Origin of the sequence: Zhongshania sp. R06B22, assembly GCF_040892595.1 — a bacterium.
GTDB classification, from domain to species: Bacteria; Pseudomonadota; Gammaproteobacteria; order Pseudomonadales; family Spongiibacteraceae; genus Spongiibacter; species Spongiibacter arctica.
The window spans coordinates 671,557-693,076 of the sequence record NZ_JBFRYB010000001.1 but is presented as its reverse complement, the minus strand read 5'-3'; the positions used below and the strand labels follow the sequence as shown (position 1 = coordinate 693,076).

At 50.8% G+C, this 21,520-nt stretch carries 21 protein-coding genes and 1 tRNA gene; 12 read left to right on the top strand and 10 right to left on the bottom strand.

Annotated features, from left to right (window positions below):
- The first annotated feature begins 77 nt into the window (after positions 1-77).
- The 5 genes from glnA (at position 78) to AB4875_RS03130 (ending at position 5,526) form a co-directional block, all read left to right on the top strand.
- Positions 78-1,484 (top strand): glutamate--ammonia ligase, encoded by a 1,407-nt coding sequence (gene glnA, locus AB4875_RS03150; RefSeq protein WP_368374589.1) that lies wholly within the window; start codon positions 78-80, stop codon positions 1,482-1,484.
- A gap of 107 nt (positions 1,485-1,591) precedes the next feature.
- Positions 1,592-2,089: a DUF4124 domain-containing protein gene (locus tag AB4875_RS03145; protein ID WP_368374588.1), complete on the top strand. Its 498-nt coding sequence runs from the start codon at positions 1,592-1,594 to the stop codon at positions 2,087-2,089.
- 236 nt (positions 2,090-2,325) lie between these two features.
- On the top strand, positions 2,326-3,402 hold the full coding sequence (gene glnL, locus AB4875_RS03140) for a nitrogen regulation protein NR(II) (RefSeq protein ID WP_368374587.1): 1,077 nt from the start codon (positions 2,326-2,328) through the stop codon (positions 3,400-3,402).
- Entirely contained in the window at positions 3,399-4,820 is a 1,422-nt protein-coding gene (ntrC, locus tag AB4875_RS03135; RefSeq protein ID WP_368374586.1) for a nitrogen regulation protein NR(I), read from the top strand. Before glnL ends, ntrC begins: the two co-directional genes overlap by 4 nt.
- 508 nt (positions 4,821-5,328) lie before the next feature.
- Entirely contained in the window at positions 5,329-5,526 is a 198-nt protein-coding gene (locus AB4875_RS03130) for a hypothetical protein (RefSeq protein ID WP_368374585.1), read from the top strand.
- 795 nt (positions 5,527-6,321) lie between these two features.
- On the opposite strand, the gene AB4875_RS03125 is transcribed toward AB4875_RS03130, so the two are convergent.
- The 4 genes from AB4875_RS03125 to AB4875_RS03110 are packed head-to-tail and all read right to left on the bottom strand — an operon-like array spanning position 6,322 to position 8,077.
- Complete coding sequence (locus AB4875_RS03125) at positions 6,322-6,783, bottom strand: tRNA (cytidine(34)-2'-O)-methyltransferase (protein WP_368374584.1); 462 nt, start codon at positions 6,781-6,783, stop codon at positions 6,322-6,324.
- A gap of 51 nt (positions 6,784-6,834) precedes the next feature.
- Positions 6,835-7,317 (bottom strand): protein-export chaperone SecB, encoded by a 483-nt coding sequence (gene secB, locus AB4875_RS03120; protein WP_368374583.1) that lies wholly within the window; start codon positions 7,315-7,317, stop codon positions 6,835-6,837.
- A gap of 50 nt (positions 7,318-7,367) precedes the next feature.
- Positions 7,368-7,622 (bottom strand): glutaredoxin 3, encoded by a 255-nt coding sequence (grxC, locus tag AB4875_RS03115; protein WP_368374582.1) that lies wholly within the window; start codon positions 7,620-7,622, stop codon positions 7,368-7,370.
- 44 nt (positions 7,623-7,666) lie between these two features.
- Positions 7,667-8,077, bottom strand: coding sequence for a rhodanese-like domain-containing protein (locus tag AB4875_RS03110; RefSeq protein ID WP_368374581.1), 411 nt, complete (start codon positions 8,075-8,077; stop codon positions 7,667-7,669).
- Positions 8,078-8,232: 155 nt separating this feature from the next.
- Between AB4875_RS03110 and gpmM the strand changes: the two genes are divergently transcribed.
- Genes gpmM through AB4875_RS03095 form a run of 3 tightly spaced genes read left to right on the top strand, consistent with a single transcriptional unit; the run spans position 8,233 to position 12,378 of the window.
- Positions 8,233-9,789, top strand: coding sequence for a 2,3-bisphosphoglycerate-independent phosphoglycerate mutase (gpmM, locus tag AB4875_RS03105; protein WP_368374580.1), 1,557 nt, complete (start codon positions 8,233-8,235; stop codon positions 9,787-9,789).
- Between the two features lie 11 nt (positions 9,790-9,800).
- Positions 9,801-10,946: a murein hydrolase activator EnvC family protein gene (locus AB4875_RS03100; protein WP_368374579.1), complete on the top strand. Its 1,146-nt coding sequence runs from the start codon at positions 9,801-9,803 to the stop codon at positions 10,944-10,946.
- On the top strand, positions 10,894-12,378 hold the full coding sequence (locus AB4875_RS03095; protein WP_438273513.1) for a S41 family peptidase: 1,485 nt from the start codon (positions 10,894-10,896) through the stop codon (positions 12,376-12,378). The genes AB4875_RS03100 and AB4875_RS03095 overlap by 53 nt, the downstream gene beginning before the upstream one ends.
- Before the next feature lie 54 nt (positions 12,379-12,432).
- Here the strand turns inward: AB4875_RS03095 and hisF are convergent, their stop codons facing one another.
- The 4 genes from hisF to hisB are packed head-to-tail and all read right to left on the bottom strand — an operon-like array spanning position 12,433 to position 15,265.
- On the bottom strand, positions 12,433-13,209 hold the full coding sequence (gene hisF, locus AB4875_RS03090) for an imidazole glycerol phosphate synthase subunit HisF (protein ID WP_368374578.1): 777 nt from the start codon (positions 13,207-13,209) through the stop codon (positions 12,433-12,435).
- Between the two features lie 12 nt (positions 13,210-13,221).
- On the bottom strand, positions 13,222-13,956 hold the full coding sequence (hisA, locus tag AB4875_RS03085; protein ID WP_368374577.1) for a 1-(5-phosphoribosyl)-5-[(5-phosphoribosylamino)methylideneamino]imidazole-4-carboxamide isomerase: 735 nt from the start codon (positions 13,954-13,956) through the stop codon (positions 13,222-13,224).
- A gap of 35 nt (positions 13,957-13,991) precedes the next feature.
- On the bottom strand, positions 13,992-14,660 hold the full coding sequence (gene hisH / locus AB4875_RS03080; protein ID WP_368374576.1) for an imidazole glycerol phosphate synthase subunit HisH: 669 nt from the start codon (positions 14,658-14,660) through the stop codon (positions 13,992-13,994).
- Positions 14,661-14,671: 11 nt separating this feature from the next.
- Positions 14,672-15,265, bottom strand: coding sequence for an imidazoleglycerol-phosphate dehydratase HisB (gene hisB, locus AB4875_RS03075; RefSeq protein ID WP_368374575.1), 594 nt, complete (start codon positions 15,263-15,265; stop codon positions 14,672-14,674).
- Positions 15,266-15,346: 81 nt separating this feature from the next.
- Between hisB and AB4875_RS03070 the strand changes: the two genes are divergently transcribed.
- From AB4875_RS03070 to AB4875_RS03055, 4 genes are all read left to right on the top strand, one after another.
- Complete coding sequence (locus AB4875_RS03070) at positions 15,347-15,742, top strand: acetyl-CoA sensor PanZ family protein (protein WP_368374574.1); 396 nt, start codon at positions 15,347-15,349, stop codon at positions 15,740-15,742.
- Positions 15,742-16,824, top strand: a complete 1,083-nt coding sequence (gene mutY, locus AB4875_RS03065; protein WP_368374573.1) for an A/G-specific adenine glycosylase — start codon at positions 15,742-15,744, stop codon at positions 16,822-16,824. Before AB4875_RS03070 ends, mutY begins: the two co-directional genes overlap by 1 nt.
- Entirely contained in the window at positions 16,821-17,093 is a 273-nt protein-coding gene (locus AB4875_RS03060; RefSeq protein ID WP_368374572.1) for an oxidative damage protection protein, read from the top strand. Before mutY ends, AB4875_RS03060 begins: the two co-directional genes overlap by 4 nt.
- An 84-nt stretch (positions 17,094-17,177) precedes the next feature.
- Positions 17,178-17,253: transfer RNA gene (locus AB4875_RS03055), tRNA-Phe, on the top strand.
- A gap of 260 nt (positions 17,254-17,513) precedes the next feature.
- Here the strand turns inward: AB4875_RS03055 and AB4875_RS03050 are convergent.
- Together AB4875_RS03050 and AB4875_RS03045 are read right to left on the bottom strand one after the other, a co-directional pair.
- Positions 17,514-20,078, bottom strand: a complete 2,565-nt coding sequence (locus tag AB4875_RS03050; RefSeq protein WP_368374571.1) for a TonB-dependent receptor — start codon at positions 20,076-20,078, stop codon at positions 17,514-17,516.
- A gap of 368 nt (positions 20,079-20,446) precedes the next feature.
- On the bottom strand, positions 20,447-21,481 hold the full coding sequence (locus AB4875_RS03045) for an MDR family NADP-dependent oxidoreductase (RefSeq protein WP_368374570.1): 1,035 nt from the start codon (positions 21,479-21,481) through the stop codon (positions 20,447-20,449).
- Between the last annotated feature and the right edge of the window lie 39 nt (positions 21,482-21,520).

Sequence of the window (21,520 nt, the reverse complement as noted above, 5' to 3'; positions counted from 1 at the left end):
ACGCTTCGAATATAATCACCAGCAATTCGGCCCTGCCGAACTTTTAACAGACTCTCTCTATCTGGAGGACGTACATAATGTCAGAGAACACTCTGAAGTTAATCGCCGACAACGACGTGAAATGGGCAGACATGCGCTTCACCGACACTATAGGCAAAGAACAGCACGTCACCATTCCGGCCACCGATATTGACGCCGGTTTTTTTGAAGACGGCAAAATGTTTGATGGTTCGTCAATCGCCGGCTGGAAAGGCATTAACGAATCAGACATGATTCTCATGCCAGATGACAATGCTTCTGTCTTAGACCCATTTACCGAAGAATCCACCATTATCATCCGTTGCAACATCGTCGAACCTACGACTATGCAGGGCTATAACCGCGATCCACGCTCTATCGCCCAGCGCGCTGAAGACTATATGCGCGCAAGCGGCATTGCTGACAACGCACTGTTTGGCCCTGAGCCAGAGTTCTTCGTTTTCGACGACGTTAAGTGGAAGATCGCAATGGAAGGCGCGAGCTACTCTATTGCGTCTGACGAAGCGGCATGGAAATCTGGCGACAACTTTGAAGAAGGCAACACGGGTCACCGCCCTGGCGTTAAAGGCGGCTACTTCCCAGTGCCACCAGTAGACAGCCTGCACGACCTGCGTGGCGCCATGTGTAATGCCATGACCGATATGGGCCTGACTATTGAAGTACATCACCACGAAGTGGGTACTGCCGGTCAGTGTGAAATCGGCGTTGGTCCAAACACCTGCGTTAAGAAAGCTGACGAAGTACAGATCCTCAAGTACTGCGTGCACAATGTAGCCCACGCCTATGGCAAAACGGCAACCTTTATGCCCAAGCCGATTGTTGGCGATAACGGCAGCGGCATGCATGTTCATATGTCTCTGAGCAAAGACGGCACAAACCTGTTTGCTGGCGACGTTTACGGCGGCCTGTCTGAAACTGCACTGTTCTACATCGGCGGTATCATCAAGCACGCTCGCGCTATCAACGCTTTCACCAACGCATCTACTAACTCGTATAAGCGCTTGGTTCCCGGCTTTGAAGCACCTGTTATGCTGGCTTACTCAGCGCGTAACCGCTCTGCGTCAATCCGTATTCCGTTTGTACCAAACCCGAAAGCACGTCGTGTAGAAGTACGCTTCCCAGATCCATCTGCAAACCCTTACCTTGCGTTTGCGGTTATGCTGATGGCTGGCCTAGACGGCATCAAAAACAAGATTCACCCTGGCGATGCTGCTGACAAAGATCTTTACGATCTACCAGCAGAAGAAGCAGCGGCAATTCCAACCGTTGCCTCTAGCTTAGATCAAGCACTGCAAGCCCTAGATGCAGACCGCTCGTTCTTGACCGCTGGCGGCGTATTTGACGACGATACCATCGACGCCTATATCGCACTGAAAGCACAAGACGTTGAGCGCCTAGCCATGACAACTCACCCCGTTGAGTTCGACATGTACTACAGCGTGTAACACTTGCGTCTACTGTAAAAAAACCCGCCAATGGCGGGTTTTTTTATGCTTGTAGTAAACTCAATCTAGTCACATCATTAAATCTAGCCATCACCCCCGGAGCAACTATGCGCGGCATACTCGTTTTAAGCTGTATTTTTGCTTTATGCTCGCAGGCCCTACATGCGGAAATCTATCGCTATACCGATGACAACGGCCGCACCGTATATTCCGATAAAGCCCCCAAAAGTGCAGAACCAATCACGCTCCCCACACTGAACACCACACCCGCAATAGACATTGATGAACCTAAGCGCACACCTAAGAAAGCCGTGAATTTAGATCGCAATACCATACGCATAAACTCCCCCAGCGACGGCGCCATTATAGCCAATGGCCTAGTCGGCATAACCGTAAGCACCTCTACAGATCAAGCACTTCGCAAAGGTCAGCAAGTACGTATCAGTCTTGACGGTGAAGTTCTCAGCACATCGACATCAATGAGCACCGCCATTCCACGACTTCCCCGCGGCCAACGTCGTATTAAGGCCACCCTCATTGACCAGAACAGCAAAACGCTCTCGGAAGACAGCATCAACATTACGGTTTATCGGCCGACGAACTAATCTCTCTGCACTTTATTATTAAGTATTTGTTTGCACCTTATGTGTGCATAATATGAAATATCATGGCAATTCCGCCCCAAGAAAAAGCCGTGTACTTACTGTGGATATAGCCCCAAAACAGGGCTTTTAGATCATTCTGCTTGATAAATTTGCTGAATCACCCATAAACCCCCGTAGCTTTCGCTTGGCCTAGAAATTGCTACTAGGCAAGACATAACGCACACACTGGCGACCTTATGCCTCCGATCAATATGTACCATCAAATTCTCGACAACTTAAAAACAGCAATACTGTTGGTAGAGCCGAACCTGACTGTTAATTATATTAATCCGGCTGCAGAGTCACTATTGGCGGTATCTGACCAACGTATTCACGGCGAAGCTATTACTAAGCTATTTCATGAACAGGAAGACACCCTCGTTAAGCTGCTAGACGCCATCAATAACTGTGAGGCCTATACCAAGCGAGAAACTGTTTTAACCCTGCGTTCCGGCGCAGAGATAACGGTCGACTACGCGGTGACCCCGGTGACCGAAAACCGCCGCACCTCACTAATCATCGAACTACAGCCATTAGACAGACTTATCCGTATCAGCCGCGAAGAAGGCCTGCTGTCATCGCAGCAAAATAGCCAAGCGCTAATTCGCGGCATTGCCCACGAAGTTAAAAACCCCTTGGGCGGCCTGCGCGGTGCGGCCCAGCTACTGGCTCGCGAACTTAGCGACCCCAAGCTACACGACTACACCAATATTATTATTGAGGAAGCTGACCGCCTGCGAAATCTAGTCGACACAATGCTAGGGCCCCACCGCGCACCAGAGAAACAAAGGACTAATATTCACGAGGTATTAGAGCGGGTAAGGCAGCTTGTTGAAGTAGAAAACGAAGGTAGCATTCACATTATTCGCGACTACGACCCCAGTATTCCAGACATACTTGGCGATCGCGAACAACTTATTCAAGCCTTCCTAAATGTCGTCCGCAACGCCAAGCAGGCGCTTCGGCAAGATTCCGCCAGCGATAGAGATCCAACCATCACTATACGCACTCGCACCATACGCCAACTCACTATTGGCTCAAACCGCCACCGCCTAGTGTGCAGCACTGACATCATCGACAACGGTCCAGGTATTCCAGCAGACCTTCGCGCCTCAATATTTTTACCTATGGTTAGCGGCCGCGCTCAAGGTACCGGGCTCGGACTATCTATTGCTCAGTCAATACTCTACCAACATAACGGCCTTATCGAATGCAGTAGCGAACCCGGCAACACCGTGTTTTCGCTACACATTCCCCTGGAGCACGCCTCATGAGCCAAGCCAATTCTGTCTGGATAGCAGACGACGACAAATCTATACGCTGGGTACTCGAAAAAGCCCTCACTCAAGCCGGCATCATTACCCGCTGCTTTGAGAACGGCGACGAATTATTGGGACATCTTGAAGATGAGGTCCCCGACGCCATCATCAGCGACATTCGCATGCCCGGCATCGATGGTCTGAAGTTATTATCCAGAATTACCGCCGCCCATCCAGGTCTACCCGTTATTATTACTACCGCGCATTCAGACTTAGACAGCGCAGTAGCCTCCTATCAAGGCGGCGCATTTGAATACCTGCCAAAGCCCTTTGACGTTGATGAGGCCGTAGCCACCACCCAACGCGCGCTGCAGCACGCCAACAAAAACCGCAATTTACTGCCCGAGCAAGAGCCACTCGAAACCACCGAGATCATCGGTGAAGCACCGGCAATGCAGGAAGTCTTTCGCGCCATTGGCCGTCTGGCACAGTCCAATATTACCGTTCTGATCAACGGTGAATCAGGTACCGGTAAAGAGTTAGTTGCCCAAGCCTTACACCGCCACAGCCCGAGAGCGAATAAACCCTTTATCGCCTTAAACATGGCGGCTATCCCCAAAGACTTAATGGAATCCGAACTATTTGGCCATGAGAAAGGCGCATTCACCGGCGCGAGCGCGCAGCGCCGAGGCCGCTTTGAACAAGCCAATGGCGGCTCACTATTTTTAGATGAAATCGGCGACATGCCCGCAGACACGCAGACCCGATTGCTGCGAGTGCTGGCAGACGGCGAATTCTACCGCGTTGGTGGTCACACCTCCGTTAAAGTGGATGTACGCATTATTGCTGCAACCCACCAACACCTTGAACAATTGGTAAAGAACAACACTTTCCGGGAAGACCTTTTCCACCGCATCAATGTTATCCGCATACATTTACCGCGCCTGTCTGAGCGCCGGGAAGATATTCCCAAGCTCATGCAACATTTCTTCACGCGCGCGGGAAACGAGCTTAATGTGGAGCCCAAACGCCTACGTCCAGAAACCGAAGAGTATCTCTGCCAAATGGAATGGCAGGGCAATGTTCGTCAGCTAGAAAACACCTGCCGCTGGCTTACCGTCATGGCCGCCGGCCGTGAAATACATATAGATGACCTACCCCCAGAGCTACTAGAAAGACCGCAGGGCGAAGCGGCACCAGCCTCCAACTGGCAAGACAATCTCAAGCGCTGGGCGGATCAGGAATTAATGCTCGGACGAGATAAGTTGCTAGATCGCGCAGTACCCCAGTTTGAACGAATTATGATTGAGTCCGCCCTCAAGCACACCCATGGGCGTAGACGCGATGCTGCCAACTTACTTGGCTGGGGTCGCAATACGCTAACGCGTAAGATTAAAGAATTGGGGATGGGTGGTGATGACGACGATGATTGATTTCGTCGTCTGATCTATTTATTAGATATTCACAAACTAGGTTAAGCCTGGGTTTCGCCCAGCTAATCGAAACAAAAGCCATTTTAGTAATTCAGTCGACGACCAATATGGTTTTCGCCTTCTATGGCGACCTACTTCTTTTTGCGAAAAAAGAAGTAGGCAAGAAAATTCGCCCCCATCACTCGGCCTTCGGCTGCCCTGCGCTTCCCAGAAACTCAATGGGAACGCTGCGGAACTCGCTGCGCTCAAACAGTCCTCGCTAAACAACTCCCATTAAGTTTCTGAGATGCTCGGCGAGTTCAAAGGGGGTTAACGTCTGCGCTCAGAACTACATCCTGCTTAATTTTAATAATAGCCAAAAACTCAACAGCCTAGATATTAGCTCCTCCACTCGGATACTCTTTCACCCTTGAGGAACTGCTAAGCACTGGAGTGGACTGCGGATTAAGCGAAAAGCTGTTTGAGCGGAGCGAGTTCTTTCCGGGGCACGCTGCCCGCGCCGTAAGCCATGACAAAACGGCAGGAAAGCCGTTTTGAACGTCTAAAAGACGGCCTTCAGGCCGAGGGCCAGGGATGGCCCGAGTTAACCCGATGGCGGCATTTTGCCATCGGCAGCGAAGCCGGGGCGGCCTTTCTTTTGGTGCCTTTTCTTTGGCCGCTCAAAGAAAAGACACTCGCCCAGCTGGGCGAAACTAGGCTAATTTAGTAATTCAGCCCACGACCAATATGGTTTTCGCCTTCTAAGGCGACCTACTTCTTTTTGCGAAAAAAGAAGTAGGCAAGAAAATTCGCCCCCATCACTCGGCCTTCGGCTGCCCTGCGCTTCCCAGAAACTCAATGGGAACGCTGCGGAACTCGCTGCGCTCAAACAGTCCTCGCTAAACAACTCCCATTAAGTTTCTGAGATGCTCGGCGAGCTCAAAGGGGGATTTACTTCCGCGCGCGAACATTGTCCGGATTAGAGCAAAAGAATTATTTAGGTTTCGCTGGCTATATAAACATTCAGATTAGCACACCACCCTTGAGTAGCTGTCGAGCACTGCAGCAAGTAACGGGTTAAGCGGGAAACTGTTTGAGCCGAAGGCGAGTTTTTCACGCGCCGTTACTTGCGAAGCGCGCAGAGTACCGATGGCGGCATTTTGCCATCGGCAGCGAAGCCGGGGCGGCCTTTCTTTTGGTGCCTTTTCTTTAGCCGCTCAAAGAAAAGGCACTCGCCCAGCTGGGCGAAACTAGGCTAATTTAGTAATTCAGCCCACGACCAATATGGTTTTCGCCTCCTAAGGCGACCTACTTCTTTTTGCGAAAAAAGAAGTAGGCAAGAAAATTCGCCCCCATCACTCGGCCTTCGGCTGCCCTGCGCTTCCCAGAAACTCAATGGGAACGCTGCGGAACTCGCTGCGCTCAAACAGTCCTCGCTAAAAGACTCCCATGGAGTTTATGAGATGCTCGGCGAGCTCAAAGGGGGAATTACTTCGACGCGAAAATTAAACGAGGGGAATGACTAAACGCCTAAAAACCCATTTTGTCGCCAAGCTTCGTAACTCACCAACGCCACGGTATTCGACAAATTAAGGCTGCGAGAGCTCGATATCATTGGTACTCTCAAGCAGTGTTCGATACCTAAATCATCGCGAATATTTTGCGGTAAGCCCGCGGTCTCAGAACCGAACAACAACACATCATCCGGTTTAAATTCGGCATCGGCGTAGTTGCGACTGCCTTTGGTGGTTAGGGCAAAAATGCGCCTGCCTGCCATCTCTTTTAGAAAATCTTCATAGTTGGCGTGGCGACTCACACGCGCCAAATCGGCGTAATCCAATCCTGCACGGCGGAGTTTCTTTTCTTCAAGATCAAAACCGAGCGGTTCTATTAAGTGCAGGTGACAGCCATTATTCGCAACCAAGCGGATAATATTACCGGTATTGGGGGCAATACGCGGCTCATGTAGGGCAATATGAAACATATAGGGTATCTGCGGCGCAGAGGCTAGTAAAAGCTCTGCGCCGCCAGTAGATCAGTGTGTTTTAGGTTCGGCTGCCGCTTTTTGCTCTGCCTGCTGCTGTGCCTGACGATATAGCACTTCAAAATTAACAGGCTGCAATGCTAGGGCGGGGAAACCACCTTTTATCACTAAAGAATCAACCGCTTCACGCAAATACGGGAACAGCATATTCGGGCAAGCGATACCCAGGAGCTGACGCATCTGCTCACCTTCCACGCCCTCTACCACGAACAGACCACCTTGGTGAATTTCTACCAAGAATGCAGTCTCATCGTCTTCGAGTTTGGCAGTGATGGTGACCGTAAGAATAACTTCAAAATTATTATCAGCCACTGCCGCACTGCGGGTATTCAAATCAACCTGTATTTTTGGCTTCCAGGCTTTAGTGAATATGACGGGCGCGCTTGGCGATTCAAACGACGCGTCTTTAATGTAAATGCGCTGCAAGGCAAACTTGGCTTGAGCCGGGGCTTTTGCTTGTGCTTCATCTGTCATTACTTTCTACTTCCTAATTCTAGGTACTAAAAAAATATTGCCGGCCTTGATTACGAGGCGAGCATTCCATCAAGCTTAGAGCTGCGCTCAAGAGCCATCAACTCATCACAGCCACCAACATGAGTATCACCTACCCAAATTTGTGGAACCGTACGCTGCCCGGTGCGAGTCAATAAGTCCTTGCGAAGATCATTGCGACCATCGACCGCAATTTCTTCAACATCTGCGCCTTTATTACTAAGTATCTGCATAGCGCGGACACAGTATGGGCAGAATCGTGTTGTGTAGATTGTCACTTTCGCCATAATCGTTCTCCCCGTTTATACCATTACTTTTGGATATTGACCGATTATTTTACCAGCGGCATCTGCATCGCCTGCCATTCCGAAATACCACCTTTCAAACGGTGGACTTGGGTATAACCTTTAGCACCTAGTTTTTTGCCCGCCGCAGTGGCGTGCTGACCAAGCTTACACACCAATACTATCGGTTTTTCTTTATCGCCTAAATCTTCAAGTTCTTTGTCTAACTTCGCAAAGGGCACATTCACAGAGTCGAGAATATGACCCTTGGTATACTCAGCTTTATCCCGCAGATCTACCACCACCGCGCCCTGCTGGTTTATCAAGATCACCATCTGCTGGGGAGTAATCGACTTACCCGCGCGTCGTGACTCGTGAAAGCTCAACAACAGCAGGCACGAGATTAACGCTGAGATAAGTATCCACTGCTCAGCTACAAAAGGGATTAATTTTTCCATGAAAACTCTCTTTATACGTCGCGGTGAACACAATTCGCGAAAAAAGCGAGAGTATACACTGCCACTGTGCAATTCTCACCCTTCCCTGCATAGCCTCGTTGTAGCTAAAAAGTTACACTAACGAGCTAATTCCAGCCGATTTGAAGTGATTTATTATGGCCGACACGCAGACCAAAAAACCTGTTGTACTGATTATACTCGACGGATTTGGCTATCGCGAAGACCCCAAAGACAATGCAATTTTCCACGCTAAAACCCCTAACTGGGACGCGCTATGGGAAACTTCGCCGCACACACTCATCTCCGGCTCGGGGCTAGACGTCGGCCTCCCAGACGGCCAAATGGGTAATTCCGAAGTTGGCCACATGAGCCTCGGTGCCGGTCGCATTGTGTATCAAAGTATTACTCGTATCGACAAAGACATTGCCGACGGCGATTTTTTTAGCAACCCGACTTACACCGCAGCCGTCGACAAAGCCGCGACCGCAGGCAAAGCAGTACACATTCTAGGCTTGCTTTCTGCGGGTGGCGTACACAGCCACGAAAATCACATATTAGCCATGATGGAGCTGGCCGCCAAACGCGGTGCAGAGCACATTTATGTACACGCGTTTTTAGATGGTCGCGACACGCCGCCGCGCAGCGCCCAAAAGTCGCTGACCAAAATAGACCAAAAATTTGCTGAACTCGGTCGTGGCCGCTTAGCCTCGGTGATTGGTCGCTACTACGCCATGGACCGCGACAACCGCTGGGATCGCGTGGCAAAGGCCTATAATTTGCTGACCGAAGCCGGCGCCGATTACCGCTACGACTCGGCGACCGACGCCCTCGCCGCTGCCTATAGCCGCGATGAAAATGATGAGTTTGTCGACGCCTCAGTTATTCAGGCCCAAGGCCAAGCCGACGGCAGCATCAAAGACGGTGACAGCGTCATATTCATGAACTTTCGCGCCGACCGGGCCAGAGAAATCACCCGCGCCTTTGTCGATAAAGAGTTTGACGGGTTCCAGCGCAACACCGTGCCCGCGTTGGCTGAGTTTGTGATGACCACCGAATACGCCGACAGCATCAAAGCGGCCGTGGCCTACCCCCCAGAAAAAATGCACAACAGCTTGGGCGAAGTATTAGAGAAAAACGGCAAAACCCAACTGCGCATTGCCGAAACCGAGAAATACGCCCACGTCACCTTCTTCTTTAGTGGTGGCCGTGAGGCACTCTATAAAGGCGAAGACCGCGAGCTCATCGCATCGCCCAATGTGGCCACCTATGACCTGCAACCCGAAATGAGCGCGCCTGAAGTCACGGATAAACTAGTTGCCGCAATTTGCAGCGGCAAATATGACGCCATCATGTGTAATTATGCCAACGGCGATATGGTCGGCCATACCGGTATATTTGCAGCCGCGGTTAAAGCTGTTGAAGCCCTAGACACCTGCATAAAACGTGTTACCGATGCCGTAATGGAAGTAAATGGTCACTGCCTAATTACCGCCGACCACGGCAACTGCGAGCAAATGGTTGACTACGACGCCGGCCAGGCACACACCCAACACACCACCGAGCTAGTGCCTCTGGTGTACGTCGGCAGCCAAGGCCGCGCCCTGCAAGAAACTGGCGGCAAGCTCGCCGATATCGCGCCCACTATGTTGGCGCTGATGACCATTGAGCAACCGGACGAAATGACCGGCGTTAATTTATTGCGCGACGTCTGAGGCTATTTAAGGTGCTGCCTCGCGCTGTCAATTTACGCACGCTATGTTGGGTTTTATTACTACTGACCAGCACTGCAGTAGCCGCCAATGACGCAAACACCCAACGTCAGCTCGACAGTCTTAATGAAAAAATCGGCTCGCTGAAAAAATCGATTGGCAAGCAGCAGGACGATCGCAGCAGCACCGCCAAGGCGCTGCGTAAGATCGAGACCGACATCGGTAAGCTAGCTGCAAAACTTCGTCAAACCAGCACTAAACGCGATCAGCAGCAGCGCAAGCTAGCCGAGCTAGAAACACGCCAACAGCAACTTCGCAAAAAGCAGCTCAGTCAAAAATCGCTGATTGCCGAGCATGTTCGCAACGCGTATATCCTCGGTAAAGAAAGCCAATTGAAGATGCTGCTGAATCAAGAGCAACCCGAAAAGCTCAGCCGCACACTCACCTACTTTGACTATTTTAATCGCGCGCGCAGTGAAGAACTCAGCAAATACCGCGACACGCTGTCAGAATTAGACTTGCTAAAGCCAGCGATCAAAACCGAAGCCCAAGCTTTAGCCAACACCAGCGCTGAGCTAAAACGTCAGCAACAAGCGCTTGTGCAGCAAAAACAGCAACGCGCCAAGGCACTGACAGGCCTAGACCGAGAAATACTGAGCAACACCAGCTCACTAAACAAGCTCGACAAGGAACGTAAAAGCCTAGAAAGCGTCTTACAAGCGGTTGAGCGAGAAATCACCAATATCGCCATGCCAGAAAGCTATCAGCCGTTTAAAGCCATGCGCGGAAAAATGCCCTGGCCAGTCACCGGCAAACTCCTTAATCGCTACGGGGCATCTCGCCAAGGCAGCGCAGTCACCTGGCAAGGCATTCAAATTGCCGGTCGCGAGGGTGACTCGGTGCTATCCATCCACAATGGCCGCGTGGTGTTTGCCGACTGGTTGCGCGGCGCAGGCTTACTGATTATTGTCGATCACGGTGGTGGCTATCTCAGCTTGTACGCCCACAACCAAAGTCTGCTGCGCGCCGAAGGCGACTGGGTTAAAGGCGGCGAAGCTGTTGCTACTGTAGGGAACAGCGGCGGCCAACGCCAAGCCGGGCTTTATTTTGAAATTCGCTATAAAGGTCAACCAACAGACCCACGCAGCTGGTGCAAGTAAGGGCGAAGTAATCGCCGATAAAGCAAGATACAATAACTGTCGTTTGACGTCGTTTCGGGAATTTACAGCCATGCCACATATCGTTCGCCACACACTTTCTGCACTTTTAATCGTGTTCTTGGCCAGCCCCTTAGCCGCGCTTGCAGAAGGCCAAGCCAGCGATACAGACAGCCCCACCGAACCGCAGGGCCAATTGCCGCTGCAGGCCTTGAGAAATTTCGCCGACGTATTCAATCAAATTCGTCTTAGTTATGTAGAGGAAGTCGACGACAAAACCCTGCTCGAAAATGCCATTCGCGGAATGCTCAGCGGACTAGACCCGCACTCCGACTATCTAGACGCCAGCTCCTTTGAAGATCTACAAAACCACACCACCGGCGAATTTGGTGGCCTAGGAATTGAAGTCGGCATGGAGAATGGCTTCATCAAAGTCATTACCCCCATCGACGACACGCCCGCTGAACGCGCGGGCATTCAAACCGGCGACCTGATCATTCAAATCGATAACAAGCCTATTAAGGGGCTCAACCTGCAGGAATCCGTAACCCTTATGCGCGGTCCGGCAGGCAGTAAAATTGTGCTAACCATACTCCGCAACGGCGTTAGCGCACCCTTTGAAGTGCAACTAAAGCGCGACGTGATTACTGTGGCCAGTGTGCGCAGCGAAGTGCTTGAACCCGGTTACGGCTATATCCGCATTTCGCAATTCCAGAGCCGCACCGGCGAAGATTTGAAAAAGGAACTCGCCAAACTCAAGGCCGGCGCCAAGGATTTAAACGGCCTAGTATTAGACTTACGCAATAATCCCGGCGGGCTGCTGCAAGCCTCTGTACAAGTGGTCGACGAATTTATTAATGAAGGCATGATCGTATACACCCAAGGTCGCCTACCCAATGCCTATAGCCGTTTTATGGCTAACGCGCAAAAACCCGCTGATGAAACACCGATGGTAGTGCTCATTAATGGCGGCTCGGCATCGGCTTCTGAAATCGTTGCTGGCGCACTGCAAGATCATCGCCGCGCCGTAATTATGGGAACACGGAGCTTTGGTAAAGGCTCGGTGCAAACCGTTTTACCGCTGTCTGAAGAAAGCGCCATTAAATTAACCACCGCCCGCTATTTCACCCCCAGCGGGCGATCTATACAGGCGCAGGGTATAGAGCCAGACATCATTGTTGAACGCGCCCGCGTTGAAGCTCTAACGGGTAGTGGCATGGAGATCACCGAAGCCGACTTAGCGGGCCACTTGGGCCGGGGCGATGGTAACGGCGAAGAAAGCACCAGCGTAAGCCGCAAAGCCGAAAAAAGTAAGCGCGAGAATTTAGCCGCCAATGACAACCAACTCTATGAAGCACTGAATCTTCTCAAGGGCTTAAAGATTATGTCTATGCCCAAAACCGCTTTGCTCAACACCGACACGGTGACCCAATAAGCGAGCATAAAAAAAGCGGGCCATTGGCCCGCTTTCTCGCTTCCGGACAAGCAATTACAAACGCACCTCAATGCCCCGCGCAGCCATATAAGCTTTAGCTTCTGGCACCGTGTATTCAGCAAAATGAAAGATACTGGCTGCCAATACCGCATCGGCCAAACCTTCTTTGATACCCGCTACCATGTGATCGAGGTTACCCACCCCGCCAGACGCGATAACTGGCACCGGCACCGCTTCGGAAATGGCCCGGGTTAGCGCCAAGTCATAACCGGCCTTGGTGCCGTCGCCATCCATACTCGTTAACAGCACTTCACCCGCTCCGTTTTTCACCATTTTTATGGCCCACTCCACCGCATTAATACCGGTTGGCTTGCGGCCACCATGGGTAAAGATTTCCCAGCGCGGACTGCCGTCGGCCTCATTCGCAACCTGCTTGGCATCTATGGCAATCACAATGCACTGAGTGCCAAAACGGTCGGCGGCCTCGGTCACAAAGTCGGGACGGTGTATCGCCGCCGAGTTAATACAAACCTTGTCGGCACCGGCATTGAGCATGGCACGAATATCTTTAATCTCGCGAATACCACCGCCAACCGTGAGCGGGATAAATACCTCTGCAGAAATTTGCTCAACGATATGCGCTGTGGTCTCACGACCTTCATGGGTCGCGGTAATATCCAAAAACGTGATTTCGTCAGCACCCTGTTCGTTGTAGCGCTTGGCAACCTCAACGGGGTCGCCGGCGTCACGAATACCGACGAAATTAACGCCCTTTACGACGCGCCCCTTGTCGACATCCAAGCAGGGAATAATACGTTTAGCCAGAGCCATAGTGCCTTCCCTTTACTGCTGTTCGTCGCAATAGCGCTGAGCTTCGCGCAAATCAAGCTCGCCTTCGTAAATCGCGCGGCCAGTAATAGCGCCCAATATTCCGGAACCCGCTACCGCTTTAAGCGCCCGAATATCATCCATATTAGTCACACCGCCAGAGGCAATGACCGGCAAGCCAGAGGCTTTTGCCATGGCCACGGTGGCATCAATATTGACACCCTGCATCATGCCGTCACGGCTAATATCGGTATATACGATTGAGGTCACACCATCCTGCTCAAAGCGCTTTGCCAATTCAGTGGCCAGCAAAGTGGACACTTCTGCCCAACCATCGGTGGCGACCAAACCCTCTTTGGCATCTAAACCAACAATGACCGAACCCGGAAAGGCTTTGCAGGCCTCGGCCACAAACTTAGGATCTTTAACCGCCTTGGTGCCGATAATCACGTAATTCACGCCAGCATCTAAATACTGCTCAATGGTGTCCATTGAGCGAATACCACCGCCAATTTGAATGGGCAGATCGGGGTAGGCCTTGGCAATGGCCCTTACGGCCTCGCCATTGACAGGCTTGCCTTCAAAGGCACCATTGAGATCAACCAAATGCAGACGACGTCCACCCTCGGCAACCCAGCGCGCGGCCATTTCCACGGGATCGTTACCGTATACCGTAGAGTCGCCCATTTCGCCCTGACGCAGGCGCACGCATTGTCCGTCTTTTAAATCTATTGCCGGGATAATCAACATAATACAAACCTAAAGATAAAATTCTGGGGTAAACATTAATCTGTGACGGGGAAGAAACTCGCCGTCGGGCGATCCCAATTCAAGAAGTTGCTTAGTAGGCGCAAGCCGGCCTCACCACTTTTTTCAGGGTGAAACTGCACCGCAAAAACATTTTCACAGGCCAGCGCCGCATGTACTTGCACACCGTAATCTGCGGTGCCAGCAACAAAATCTGGCGCGTCCACATAGTAGCTATGCACAAAGTAAAACCGACTGTCGTTGGCAATGCCCGCCCACAGCGGATGTTCAATAGTGTGCGCTACGTTATTCCAGCCCATATGCGGCACTTTAAGGCGAGTGCCGGCGCTGTCATGTAAATCAGCACCAAAAAACTTTACTGCGCCGGGCAGCACATCCAAACACGCTATACCGCCGTTTTCCTCACTACTTTCCAGCAGTGCCTGCATGCCAAGGCAAATACCGAGCAGGGGCTTTTGCGCCGCCACTTCCTGAATTACCTCATCGAGACCGCGCGCTTTTAATTCAGCCATGCAATCGCGAATAGCGCCAACGCCAGGAAAAATAACGCGATCTGCACTGAGTATGGTGTCGGGGCAATCGGTGACCAAAACTTTTACCCCATTGCCCACTTTTTCAAGCGCACTGGCAACGGAGTGCAAATTACCCATGCCGTAATCAACGACGGCAACGGAAGAAGAGCTCATAAAGATAAATCCTAGAGACTGCCTTTGGTGGAAGGCATAATACCGGCCATGCGTTCATCAGCCTGCAAAGCCATACGCATTGCACGGCCAAAGGCCTTGAACACGGTTTCAGCTTGGTGATGGGTGTTTTTACCGCGCAAATTATCAATGTGTAGAGTCACTTTGGCGTGATTCACAAAACCGTGAAAGAACTCAGAGAACAAATCCACATCGAAACCACCCACGCTGCCGCGAGTATAAGGCACGTGGTATTCCAAGCCGGCACGACCAGAGAAATCAATCACCACCCGCGTTAAAGCTTCGTCCAGCGGCACATAGGCGTGACCATAACGAGTCATGCCTTTTTTATCACCCACCGCCTCGGCAAAGGCCTGGCCCAGGGTAATACCGATGTCTTCCACTGTGTGATGGGCGTCAATGTGTAAGTCACCCTTGGCGTGCACCACCAAATCAATCAGACCGTGGCGAGCAATCTGGTCCATCATATGATCTAGAAAGGGAATCCCAGTTTCAAAATGCGACGTGCCCGTACCATCTAAATTGACGGTCACGGTAATTTGGGTTTCTAGGGTGTTACGGCTGATCGTAGCTTTGCGCTCGTTCATCGACGCCTCATCGGTTATTTGCTTACAATAGCGTATTATAAAAAATCCCGAACCGTATTACACCAAGCAGAAGCGTCATAAATGCCCGTATATGCAGAAATTATCACTCAGCCCGATCCTCAGGATGCCGCTGACCTCGAAATACTGTATCCCAACGACAGTATTAAACTACTGGCATCTGCCGTATCCGGAAAGCTGATTATCTATGGTGGTCGCTTTAATGGTCGAATTCTGTCGGCTTTCACACTCACCCCCATATACGGTGGCGACTACCAAATTGCGCGCTTATCGGTGCGCGAGGTCACTCGCCGTCGAGGCGTGGCAAGGCAGTTAATCATTCAGGCCATGAAGCAATTGCCTCCTGAGCTGCAATCTATCTCCGCCGATCTGCGCAGCGCACCAGAACTCATCAATTTATTTGCAGAGCTCGGTTTTAAGGCCAGCAACGGCCTCTGGTGTTGGCAGCGAAACTCTTAATGAAATCAAGCAATCAGCAGATCTTTAGCCAACAGTTGCTGGCATGGTTCGACATCGCCGGCCGCAAAGACCTGCCCTGGCAACAAGACATCACACCCTATCGGGTGTGGGTGTCTGAAATTATGCTCCAGCAAACCCAAGTCACCACCGTCATCGACTACTATCAGCGCTTTATGGCGCGCTTCCCCACGGTGACAAACCTGGCTGAGGCGCCCACTGATGACGTTCTCGCGCTGTGGACCGGCCTCGGTTACTACGCCCGCGCCAGAAACCTACACAAGGCCGCCAAGCTAGTCTGCGACGACTTTGGCGGCGAATTCCCCCACGACCACCAGCAGCTGCAACTTCTCCCCGGCGTTGGGCCCTCAACCGCTGCCGCTATATTCTCCATTGCCTGCAATGGCCGCGCGCCCATACTTGATGGCAACGTCAAACGCGTACTCACACGCTACGCCGCAATAGCCGGCTGGCCCGGCGTAAAACAGGTAGAGAAGCAACTCTGGGAGCTTGCCGAAGAACTTACGCCAGAAAACCGGGTTGCCGATTACACCCAAGCTATCATGGACCTAGGCGCCACCTTATGCACCCGCAGCAAACCCCAATGCCCAAGCTGCCCGGTGCAAAACAACTGTCAGAGCTTCGCAGCTAACTCCCAAACACAATATCCTGGTAAAAAACCGCGCAAGCAAATTCCCACCCGCCAAGTCCACATGCTGATCTTAGAGAACAAGAATGGCGAGATATTGTTAGAGCAACGCCCAGACAGCGGTATATGGGGCGGCCTGTGGAGCTTTCCTGAAGCTGCAAATACCGACGAGCTAGAGCATTATCTTCACAACAAGCTCAACGCCAAGGGCACAAAACAGCAGTGGCCAGTCATACGCCACACCTTCAGCCATTTCCACTTAGACATCACTCCAGTCCATATTCATCTCAACACAGATATCAACGCAATCATGGAAGACAAACCTCAGCTTTGGTATAAGGGACACCCTGAACAACAAGTCGGCCTTGCCGCACCAGTAAAAAAATTACTCGACGCTGTATTCAGCTCTGATTTATTAAGAGAAGCCTCACTATGACCCGTACCGTATTCTGCAAAAAATACCAGCAAGAGCTTGAAGGCCTGAGCAAAGCGCCCTACCCGGGCCCCAAAGGCCAGGACATCTTCGAAAACGTCTCCAAAAAAGCCTGGGAAGAATGGCACGCCCACCAAACCATGCTCATTAATGAAAAGCACCTCAGCATGATGGATCCCTCGTCGCGAAAATTCCTGCAAGAAGAAATGCAAAAGTTTCTATCAGGCGAAGAGTACGAAAAAGCTGAGGGCTACGTACCCCCCAGCGAATAAGTCTATGTTTCAGGGGCTTGACTCACTCTTTAGGAACAGGTTTAATACGCGCCTTCTGAGAGGCAGCCAAAGCCCTCGATATATGCCCAGATAGCTCAGTCGGTAGAGCAGAGGATTGAAAATCCTCGTGTCGGCGGTTCGATTCCGTCTCTGGGCACCACTTCTAGTGGTTTCCCCCGATATTCTAAGGTCTCCCATAGCCATCAGAATAACCCGATACTCGGATCTAAAGTCTACGCCAGAATCACATCGGTGGCGTAAGTCCGGAGGCATTTGAAACAGCCTCAAAATTGGCGCGCTAAGTGTCTATGTTAGGTAGGGAAGTGCAGCGAGCCGGAATTAGAAAAGGCTCTAAAACCAAAGTCTGGTTTAGGCTCTTTTCGGTATTTCTATGTTGCACTCCCTCGCCATTAGCTCATTTTAAAAGTTATAGCTCATATCTACGCCAAAGATTCTAGGGTCGCCGTAGGACTGATTGAATGTACCCAGCGAATCTGCGACGGCAACCGTGCCCCCAATGAAGCGCTCATCGGTGATGTTTTTGACGTAGGCGGTCAGTCGAGTGCTACCCGCTTTACTGGTCCAGCTAAGTCGAAAATCGGCGAGTACATATTCCTTGGCACCGGCCAGAGCGCTGTCATTTCCGTACTTCACCGCTGAGGAGGCATCTAAGCCAAAGAACACTGGGCCTTTGTAGCTGACATCCAAACGCGGTGTGATGGTGCCGAAGCCAGTCTCTAGGCTATACATAATTCCCAAGGCAGCGCTTTCACCCGGCGTGGCTGGGAAGGGTTCGGCAGAACGATCAACTTCGACTCGGTTTTGGCGTAAAGACAGTTCTTTAAGGTTGGTATCCGTAAATTCTTCATAATAGTAATTATTGTTGCTGTAATTCAGCGTGATCATGGTGCCGGGCAGAGGCAACCAGCTCAGCTCCATCTCCGCGCCTTCGATAACGGCTTGACCTGCGTTGGTGAACACCACAATAAGGTTGCCAGAGGTATCGGAAGAAACGGTGATCAGCTGAATGTTCTTATAGTCGGTTCGATACGCCGCCACATTGAAACGCATCGAGCGATCAAACATGTCGGTTTTAATGCCGATTTCCAAGTTTTCGACTTCTTCTGGTTCTATTCTGGCGAGGCCATCGACGCCCCGGGGCTCAGAGAACCCGGACTTAAAGCCATTGCTCCAAGTAACGTAGGTAGTGGCCACATCGATAAAGGTATCGGCCAGGACGTAATCAGCAAAGCTATAGCTCAGCGACACCATGGGAGTGACCTGACGGAATACCTCATCAGCCTTTGCGTAAGTGGGGTTGGCTTCGTCGTATACAAAGTCGGGAATGCCATCGCCGTCAGCGTCCGGATACAAGTCGCTGGCTATTCGTACGGGATCTTCCGCCCAGCGACCATTAAACGAATAGAAGCCGGGCTGACCTACCAGCGGTGTAAATCGGCCGGTACCTGTCAGTCGATTCTCAACGTCAGTCATATCAGTACCCACCGTTTTCAGCTCGGAGGTCCGCGTTTCTTCCGTCCAACGCACACCAAGTGTGGCTTGGAATGCCTCAGTGACGTCGTAAGAGGCTTGGAAAAACGCCGCCAAAGACTGATTTTTTAGGGTGAATTCGTTTTTAAGCAGCGGATCGCCTGTGATAGCTGCAACCACGGGAACCGTTCCAAGCGGTGAGAGCGGTCTGGTGGGGTCTTGACCTGCTGCAAGCTGGAGTGCAGAGGTGGCATCCAAGCCGACAAAGTTGGTTAGCAAACCGAAGATTTCATCATTATCTTCCGCCGCGAAGAATATGCCTGTGGTGTAATTCAGTCGACTTTCAAACGCGGAGCCATTGAGTTGTAACTCTAGGCTAAGAGAATTTCGATCACTGTCGCCAACGTTAAATGCCTCGTTGTAGTCTTCTGGGCCGCCGTCGTTGTCGGCGCTCATGATCGGTCCTTCAGTGGCGGTGCGCAGCCCCAGTACCGCTTTAATACTAACGTCTTGATTCACAACCCAAGTGCCGGTGGCGCCAAACAGTATTGAGTCAAACTTTTTATTAAGTCGCGGATGTTCGCCTTTATTGGCGGTGAGATCACCTTGACGCTCGCGGCTATTGGACTCACAGTTTTCACGGTAGGCGGTGCCCTGAGATGCATCAGTGTCACCAGCCCAGAGCAGAGCAAGTCCATCTACAAACAGCGCGTCGTCGTTGACGATATTGCAGTTGGTATTTGTCATGACTTCGTCACTACTACCGAAAAACAGTAAGTTTTCCAAGGTAAAATCGTCTGAGGCATCCCAGCGGGTTTGCAGTAGTATGGATTTGCCATCACTTGAATTTGAGCTACTACCCGCTCCAGAGTCTTCCATATATCCGTCATTTTTAGCGACGTTGGCTGAGATTCTGGTAAGGAATGTATCACTGATAGGCACGTTAATAGCGCCTCGAATTTTGCGCGCTTGATAGTTACCTATGCCGGCTTCGATATAACCTTCAAATTGGTCACTGGGCTTCTCGAGCGTGAGCACCAAGGCCCCACCGGTTGTGTTTTTACCGAATAGCGTGCCCTGTGGACCTCGCAGTACCTGCAAGCTCGCAACATCCAGTGTATCCAATAGCTGGCCGTCGGCTCTGGGTAGAAATAAGCCGTCCATATAGACGCCAACCGTGGGGTCCACCCTCACAAAACCGGTTCGCTCACCGATGCCGCGAATATATATCTGATTAGATTGGCCCTTGTTAATTTGCAGACTTGGGACACTCTTGGACAATTCGTTGATGTTTTCAATGCCCGCGTCTTTAAGGTCTTTGCCGCTAAGGGCAGTTATTGCCAGCGGCGTTTCTTGAATATTTTCTTCGCGCTTTCGGGCGGTGACTAGAACTTCTTCCAGTACACCGCTTCGCTTAACTCCGCTGCTCTCTTGGGAAATGGTTGGTGCGGCCGCGACGGCCAGTAGCGCTATGGCTAATAAGCGTAATTTCATGATTATCTCTTTTCGAGTTTATTATTATCATTCTTATGATGCATTTATACGGAACGCCTGATCGATTGTCCAGCGCGAAAATCTATTGTCATTGCCATATAAATTATGGTGTCGAAGGGATAATGCCGCGCTAAATAAACTACTGTTTAAATAACTAAATTTGATGTAAGAATATGTGAATTAAAGCCTTTGGTTGTAATATTTTTAGCGCACACCGCAAGCCGAGGATAGAAATTCATCATATACAGCTGTTTAGGATAGACCAAAAACAGCCGTAGAATCGGAAGGACATAGCAGACTAATTTCTATGCGAATTGATAGCTACTTATTCTAACGATAAAAATCAGATTAAAAGTATCTATTCATACTCATGAGTTTATATACACCGCAAGCTTGCCAATATTTCCACCTGAGGTCAATTTAGCCAGCCCATCTGGGGCATTTTCAAGACCATGGATAATATAATTTTTATTAATGAGTTTACCCTCCAGCAACCATTCCTCCATCGTCGCCAGGACCGCATTTATTTCATGTAAATGATCGAGTATTAAGAAGCCTTCCATTCGCAAGCGCTTGGAGGTGATTAGAGGCAATTTCTTAATGCCGTACTGCTCCGACCGCCCATATTGAGATACGCTTCCGGACGCGACGATTCGGCCATTGATACACATATTCGGCAATACGGCATCGAGGGTCTCGCCACCCACATTATCAAAGAAGACTTGAACACCGTCAGGTATTAGCTGGACAATAGCTCCCCGCAAATCTTCTGCCGCCTTGTAATCTATAGTACCGTCCAGGTTTATCGTCTCTTCTAAGAAACGGCATTTATCAGCACCACCCGCTAAGCCGTAGACTTTTGCACCGGCCGCTTTAGCAATTTGCGCTGCCATGATCCCTGTCGCTCCCGCAGCGCCACTAATCAACACTCGCTCACCTGCTTTGAGCCTTCCAATCTCCATCATTCCGATATAGGCCGACCACCCAGTAATTCCCAAAGTGCCAATGTAAGCATCGAGGGGCACCTGCGGATGAGGTTTAAATTTAATGGTTAATTTATTATTTAGTAAAGCATCACCATCAATCACCATATAATCTGCCCAGCCTTGCAGACTAAGAATATACTCACCCTCGGCGAAGCTAGGATGGTTTGAATATTCAATACGAGCAATAATATTGCCGCGCATAATATCGCCAATTTGCAGCTGCGGCAGATAGTCTTCTTTTTCGCTTAGCCACAACAAATTAGAGGCATCGATTGATAGTAGACAGCTTCTAATCAATACTTGACCAGACTCTATGGCTGGCATGGGACGCGACACCCAACGCAGCTCCGAGCCATCAAGCCTATCTTTTATATAATGATCAATGACCCAGGAATTAATCTGCGCAGGTATACTCATAAAGCGATCTCTTAGTAATTAGTACTTTTTCAAATTCGC